The organism is Thermoflexus sp. (genome assembly GCF_042408365.1).
Taxonomy (GTDB): Bacteria; Chloroflexota; Anaerolineae; order Thermoflexales; family Thermoflexaceae; genus Thermoflexus.
Window position 1 is genome coordinate 1 of the sequence record NZ_JBHOQJ010000266.1, and the last position, 7,043, is coordinate 7,043.

At 65.9% G+C, this 7,043-nt stretch carries 4 protein-coding genes; 2 read left to right on the forward strand and 2 right to left on the reverse strand.

Annotated features, from left to right (window positions below):
- Positions 1-140 precede the first annotated feature (140 nt).
- The gene (locus tag ACFMO5_RS12120; protein WP_376793013.1) at positions 141-1,160 is read left to right on the forward strand and encodes an electron transfer flavoprotein subunit alpha/FixB family protein; all 1,020 of its coding nucleotides are present in this window, start codon (positions 141-143) and stop codon (positions 1,158-1,160) included.
- Positions 1,161-1,328: 168 nt separating this feature from the next.
- Positions 1,329-2,156, forward strand: a complete 828-nt coding sequence (locus tag ACFMO5_RS12125; RefSeq protein ID WP_376793014.1) for an electron transfer flavoprotein subunit beta/FixA family protein — start codon at positions 1,329-1,331, stop codon at positions 2,154-2,156.
- Between the two features lie 103 nt (positions 2,157-2,259).
- Here ACFMO5_RS12125 and ACFMO5_RS12130 read toward each other — a convergent pair whose 3' ends face one another.
- Entirely contained in the window at positions 2,260-3,264 is a 1,005-nt protein-coding gene (locus ACFMO5_RS12130; RefSeq protein WP_376793015.1) for a dihydroorotate dehydrogenase-like protein, read from the reverse strand.
- A 174-nt stretch (positions 3,265-3,438) separates the two neighbouring features.
- Positions 3,439-7,023 carry a pyruvate:ferredoxin (flavodoxin) oxidoreductase gene (nifJ, locus tag ACFMO5_RS12135; protein WP_376793016.1) on the reverse strand — a complete coding sequence of 1,195 codons (3,585 nt, stop codon included), beginning with the start codon at positions 7,021-7,023 and terminating at the stop codon, positions 3,439-3,441.
- Between the last annotated feature and the right edge of the window lie 20 nt (positions 7,024-7,043).

A 7,043-nucleotide genomic window follows, 5' to 3' on the forward strand; every position in this document is an offset into this window, starting at 1 on the left:
GGGGCCGCTTTCGGCGGCCCCAAACCCCATAGGGAAGAAGGGAGGAGGGGTCATCTGTCCCTTCCCCACATGTTCTCAAGCGGATAAAGCGGTAGCGCCCAAAGGTCCCATTTCCCCATCCGCGCTGAGGTGAGGAAACTATGGCAGCCCCTTTATATGGTCCCGATGAGGCCCAGCCGGCGTTCTGGATCTACCTGGAACATGAGCAGGGGGCGTTGGTGCGGGTCTCCCTGGAGCTGCTCTCAAAGGCGCGGGAGCTGGCGGAGGCCGCGGGCTGGCGGGTCGCTGGCCTGCTCCTGGGCCATCGGGTGGAGCCCATGGTGGAACAGGCGTTCGCCTGGGGGGCCGACGAGGTCTGGGTGGCCGATCATCCCCTATTGGAGCCGTTCACAGTGGAGGCGCACACCGCTGTGGCCTTCCAGGCGATCCTTCGGGGTCGTCCCAGTGTCTTCCTATGCGGCGCGACGCCGAACGGCCGGGATCTGGCCGGGCGCTTGGCGGTCCGGCTCCGGACCGGGCTCACGGCCGATTGCACCGATCTGCGGCTGGATCTGGAACAAGGGGGTGTGCTGGTCGGCGAGGTCACCGGATTTGGCGGCGGGATCGTCGCGTTGATCACCATGCCGAACCATCGCCCTCAGATGGCCACAGTGCGGCCGGGGGTTTTCCCGCTTTCATCTCCCCAGCTTGGGCGGACCGGCGTGGTGATCCCGCTGGAGGTTGATCTGCGGCCGGAGGATCTTCGCACCCGTGTGGTGGAGCGGGTGGTCGGCCAGGGCGTGGATCTCACCCAGGCGCCGGTGTTGGTCGTTGGGGGGCGAGGGATCCATGGCCGGTTCGACCTGCTCCAGGAGCTGGCCGGGTTGCTGGGTGGAGAGGTCGGCGCGACCCGTCCCCCGGTGGACGAGGGCCTGATCGGCCGGGAGCGACAGGTGGGCCAGACCGGTGTCGTGTGCCGGCCGAAGGTCGCCATCGTGTGCGGAGCCAGCGGCGCTTTTCAGTTCGTGGTGGGAATCCAGAACGCCGGGACGGTGATCGCTGTGAACTCGGATCCAGAGGCGCCGATCTTCGAGTTCGCCGATTACGGCGTGGTGGGCGATGCCCTGCAGGTGATCCCTGCCTTGATCGAGGCCCTGCGGGCGGAACGAGTGGCGGTGTGAGGTGGAGGCGGGCCGCAGGCGAGAGGGCCCTTGCGGAACCCGTAGGAGTTACGCCGGGGGTTTCCTCGTGGGGGCTTTAAGGGCGGAGCCGGGTGCCTCCTCTTGCGGGCTCCGAGCGGCGTAACGCCTAACCCATATGGGAGCGTGGATGCGCAGAGGGAGGCAGCAATGCGATCTCTCAGGATGAGCCCGGATGGCCGGGAGTGGCATTTCGTCGTTTGCATGAAAGTGGTGCCTAAGCCAGAGGAAGTGCGGGTGGACCCACAGACCCGACGGCTGGACCGGGCGGGAGCCCGTTCGGAGATCAACCCGCCGGATATGAACGCCCTGGAGATGGCGCTCCAGCTGAAAGATCGTTTCGGCGGCCGGGTCTCGATCGTCTCCATGGGACCGCCCTTCTTCGAGCCTTATCTGCGGGTGGGGCTCGCGATGGGGGCGGATCATATCTATCTGCTCAGCGATCGCAAATTCGGTGGGGCGGACACCTTGGCCACGACCTATACCTTGGCCCGAGGGATCCGGAAGCTGGGCCCGGTGGATTTGGTTTTCTGTGGGGAGGAATCCTCAGACGGGGCGACCGGGCAGGTGCCGCCGGGCTTGGCGGAGTGGCTGGATTTCAGCCAGATCACCCTTGTGACTCAGGTGGAGCTGGATCCGGTGCGGCGGGTGGTGCGGGGGCGGCGGGAACGCCCGGGCGGATATGAGATCCTGGAGGTTCCGCTGCCGGCGGTGATCTCCGTGAAAACCGGGTGTAACGAGCCCCGCTTTATGGATTACCGGCTTAAGCCGTGGGCCTTCGCTCCGGAGCGGGTCACGGTGTGGAGCGCGGCGGATTTAGAGGTCGATGAGGCTTTCGTGGGGACAACGGGATCTCCCACCCAGGTTTCGGGCCTGGCCCAGGCCCCTTCCCGGGAACGAAAGCGGATCCGGCTGGAGGGCTCGCCCGAGGAGGTCGCCTGGATCTTGGCCGAGCGGTTGCGAGAGCTGCTCAGGTGAGAAACCCCTTTGGGTAGGGAGGCTGCTTCCGGCGGCCTCCCTACCCAGGACGTCCTCCAGGATGGGACGCAGGTCGAAGCCAACGCCCCCAAAACGCCTTCCCTCATGAGGGCCGCCATCGGAAGGAGCTGAGCACCCGCATATAATTCGCCCGTTCGTAGGCAGCGGGGTTGGCGGCTCGCTGTCGGCACATACTCCCTTGCATCTGTTCGATCGAGACGTACTCGTGCTCTTCCATCCAGCGGCGCAGATCCTCCAGCAGTTGCCGGACATATTCTGGGCCATGGCGCAGCAGCGCCGAAGCCATGGTGACCGCCTTCGCGCCGACCATCATCGCCTTCAACACATCCTCGGCGGTGTGCACTCCGCCGGTGATGGCCAGATCCAGTCGCACTTGAGGGTACAAGATCGCCACCCAGCGCAGGCGCTCCCGGAGCTCATGGGAAGTGCTGAGCACCAGATTGGGCACCACCTCAAGGGACTCCAGATCGATGTCCGGCTGGTAGAAGCGATTAAACAGCACGAGCCCGGCCGCCCCCGCCTCCTCGAAGCGCCTGGCGATGTGGGGGAGCGAGCTGAAGTAAGGGCTCAGCTTCAGGGCCACAGGGATCCGCACGGAGGCGGCCACATCCCGCACCAGCCGGACGTACCCTTCCTCAACCGCGTGGCTGGTCTCTTCCACAGAGGTGGGCAGGTAATATAAATTCAGCTCCAGGGCATCGGCCCCGGCTTCCTCCATCAGGCGCGCGTATCGGATCCATCCGCCGGTAGTGACCCCGTTGAGGCTGGCGATGACCGGGATGGAGAGGGCTTCTTTCACCCGCCGGATGTGCTCCAGGTATCCCTGCGGCCCCATGTTGTAATCCTGGAGATCCGGGAAATAGCGCAGGGCCTCGGCGAAGCTTTCCTCGCCATAGGAGAGGCCATAATCCAGCGTCTCGCTCTCCTGCGTGATCTGCTCCTCGAACAACGAGGGCAACACTACGGCGGCGATGCCGGCTTCCTCCAGGCGGCGAAGCGTATCGAGATCTTCAGTGAGCGGAGAGGAGGAAGCGATCAGAGGGTTCCTTAATCGGAAGCCCAGATAGTGGGTCGAGAGATCGATCATATGGGATTTCCCCCGCGGCTGGAAGGGATGATCCGTTTGTCGTAGGGCGCTTGAGCGGCCGTTCTTGAGGATCCCCGCGATTGGGGCACCTCTTGGGGGCGTCCCCATAAGGCATTTTTCCTGTAGGGGCGCCCCTTGTGGGCGCCCCTACAGGAACGGACACGGGTCCCGCCCCTACGCCTGGTGCGAGCCGCCGTTTCGGCCGTTGAGCGGCATCTGGGCCAGCGCCTCGTAGATCCGCCATCGGAAGCGGATGTCCGCCTCCGCTTCCTCCAGCAGCTCCTCCGCGATCTCCGGCCGGCTGTGGAGCAGCATCGTGAAGCGGGTTTCGTTATACACGTATTCGGACAGCGGCAGGCTCGGCGGCTTGGAGTCGATCTGGAGCGGGTTGAGGCCCTCCCGCAGCCGCCGCGGGTCGTAGCGGATCAGCGGCCAGTAGCCCGAAAGCACCGCCCGCTTCTGCTGCTCCATGCCGTAGCGCAGGTCGTAGCCGTGGGCGATGCAGTGGCTGTAGGCGATGATCAGGGAGGGACCTTCGTAGGAGTCCGCCTCCAAGAAGGCCTTGAGGGTGTGGGTGTCGTTGGCCCCCATCGCCACCCGGGCGACATAGACGTTGCCGTAGGTCATGGCCATCAGGGCGAGATCCTTCTTGGGGCCTCGCTTGCCGCCTGCAGCGAACTTGGCCACGGCGCCCCGCGGGGTGGCCTTGGACATCTGGCCGCCGGTGTTGGAATAGACCTCCGTGTCCAGCACCAGGATGTTCACGTCGTAGCCGGAGGCCAGCACGTGATCCAGGCCGCCGTAGCCGATATCGTACGCCCACCCATCGCCTCCGATGATCCACACGCTCTTGCGGACCAGCGCGTCTGCCAGCGCCAGAAGATCCCGCACCTCCTGCGAATCGGGGAGCTCCCGCAGGCGGGCCTTCAGCAACCCGACCCGCTCCCGCTGTGCGCGGATCCCCTCCTCGGTGGATTGGTCCGCGTTGAGGAGCTCCTCCACCAGGGCCTCGCCGATTTGGGCGCTGAGCCGCCGCAGGAGCTCCTGGGCGTATTCCCGCTGCTTGTCCAGGCTCAGGCGCATCCCGAGGCCGAACTCGGCGTTGTCCTCAAAGAGGGAGTTCGACCACGCCGGCCCGCGCCCCTCGCGGTTGTAAGTCCAGGGGGTGGTGGGCAGGTTGCCGCCGTAGATCGAAGAGCACCCCGTGGCGTTGGCGACCACCAGCCGGTCGCCGAACAGCCGGGTGAGCAGCGAGAGGTACGGCGTCTCCCCGCACCCCGCGCAGGCGCCGGAGAATTCGAACAAGGGCTCCAGGAGCTGTACGTCCTTGACCTGGCTGAAGCTCACCTGTCGTCGGTCGACCTCCGGGAGTTGGAGGAAGAACTCCCAGTTCCGCCGCTCGGCTTCCCGCAGGGGCGCCTGGGGCCGCATGTTGATGGCCTTGCGGCTGACATCGGACTTATCCTTCGCCGGGCAGACCTCCACACACAGCGAGCAACCGGTGCAGTCCTCCGGCGCCACCTGGATGGTGTAAGCCATGTCCTTGAACTCCCGCCAGCGGGCGGGAGCGTGCTTGAAGGTGGGCGGGGCGTCGGCCAGGAGGGCCGGGTCGTAGACTTTGGCTCGGATCACGGCGTGCGGGCAGACCATCACGCACTTCCCGCACTGGATGCACAGATCCGGCTCCCACACCGGGATCTCCTGGGCGATGTTCCGCTTCTCCCACTTCGTCGTGCCGCTCGGCCACGTTCCATCCGGCGGGAAAGCGCTCACCGGCAGGAGATCGCCTTCCCCGGCGATCAGGCGAGCGGTCACCCGCCGCACGAACTCCGGCGCCTCCGGCGGAACCGGCGGGCGGCGGTCGAACGTGCTGGTGACGCGGCTGGGCACCTTCGCCTCGTGGAGGTGCTGCAAGGCGGCGTCCACGGCGGCGAAGTTCTTCTCCACGATGGCCTCGCCCCGCTTCCCATAGGTCTTCATGATCGCCTCTTTGATCTTGGCCACTGCCTGGTCGATCGGCAGGATGTTCGTGAGGGCGAAGAAGCAGGTTTGCAGGATCGTGTTGATGCGCGGACCCAGCCCGTGCTCCCGTGCGATCCGGTAGGCGTCCACCACGTAGAAGCGCAAGTTCTTCTCGATGATCGCCTGCTGGACCGAGCGGGGGAGGTGATCCCAGACCTCGTCCGGGCCGTATGGGCTGTTCAGCAGGAAGACCGCCCCTGGCTCGGCGATCTGGAGCACATCCATGCGCTCCAGGAAGTGGAACTGATGGCAGGCCACGAAGTTGGCGCGGCGGATCAGGTAGGAGGAGCGGATCGGCCGTGGGCCGAAGCGCAGGTGCGAGACCGTCACCGAGCCGGACTTCTTGGAGTCGTACACGAAGTAGCCCTGGGCGTAAAAATCGGTCTCGTCCCCGATGATCTTGATGGAGTTCTTGTTGGCGCTCACCGTGCCGTCGGCCCCCAAGCCGTAGAAGACCGCCCGCACGGTCTCAGGGCTCTCGATGAAGAAGTCGGGATCGAAATCCAGGCTGGTGTGGGTGACGTCGTCGTAGATCCCCACCGTGAAATGGTTCTTCGGCCGGTCCTTGGCCAGCTCGTCGAAGATCGCCTTGACCATGCCGGGGGTGAACTCTTTGGAGGAGAGGCCGTAGCGCCCGCCGATGATCCGCGGCATGGCGCGGAACGGCGCGATGCCGGAGGCCATCGCCTCCGCCACCGCCGTCACCACGTCCTGGTACAAGGGCTCCCCCGCGCTCCCCGGCTCCTTCGTGCGGTCCAGAACCGCGATGGCCTTCACAGTGGGGGGCAACGCCTGAACGAAATGCTCCACCGAGAAGGGGCGGAAGAGGCGGACTTTCACCACGCCCACCCGTTCGCCGCGGGCGTTCAGGTATTCCACGGTCTCATGGGCCACCTCCGCCCCGGAGCCCATGATCACGATCACCCGCTCCGCCTCCGGGTCCCCCACGTAATCGAAGAGATGGTAATGACGGCCTGCCAGGCGGGCGAGGCGATCCATGGCGTTCTGCACGATGGTGGGGCAGGCCAGGTAGTACGGGTTCACGGCTTCCCGGGCCTGGAAATACGTGTCGGGGTTGTGGGCGGTGCCCCGGATGAAGGGGTGATCCGGAGAGAGGGCCCGGGCGCGGTGGGCGCGGATCCATTCCTCATCGATCATCGCCCGCAGGTCCTCGGGGGTGAGCAGCTCGATCTTGTTGATCTCGTGGGAGGTGCGGAAGCCATCGAAGAAATGGAGGAACGGGACCCGCGACTCCAGGGTGGCGGCGTGGGCGATGAGGGCCAGATCCTGGGCCTCCTGCACGGAGCCCGAAGCCAGGATGGCGAACCCGGTCTGCCGGGCGGCCATCACGTCGCTGTGATCGCCGAAGATCGAAAGGGCGTGGGTGGCGATGGTGCGGGCGGCCACGTGGATCACCAGGGGGGTGAGCTCCCCCGCGATCTTGTACATGTTGGGGATCATCAGGAGCAATCCCTGGGAGGCGGTGAAGGTGGTGGCCAGGGCGCCCGCCTGGATGGCGCCGTGGATCGCTCCGGCGGCCCCGCCCTCGCTTTGCATCTCGATCACCTTCGGCACCGTGCCCCACAGGTTCGGCCGCCCCTTCGCCGCCCATTCGTCCGCCAGCTCCCCCATGGGGGAGGAGGGGGTGATCGGGTAGATGGCGATCACCTCGCTCAATTGATACGCGACATTCGCCGCTGCCTCGTTCCCATCCACGGTGACCATTGGTCGAGCCATCTTGAACCTCCGTTCAGCAC

Coding starts and splice junctions, on each gene's coding strand:
- ACFMO5_RS12120 (WP_376793013.1), top strand. CDS start 141: ATGGCAGCCCCTTTATATGGTCCCGATGAGGCCCAGCCGGCGTTCTGG.
- ACFMO5_RS12125 (WP_376793014.1), top strand. CDS start 1,329: ATGCGATCTCTCAGGATGAGCCCGGATGGCCGGGAGTGGCATTTCGTC.
- ACFMO5_RS12130 (WP_376793015.1), bottom strand. CDS start 3,264: ATGATCGATCTCTCGACCCACTATCTGGGCTTCCGATTAAGGAACCCT.
- nifJ (WP_376793016.1), bottom strand. CDS start 7,023: ATGGCTCGACCAATGGTCACCGTGGATGGGAACGAGGCAGCGGCGAAT.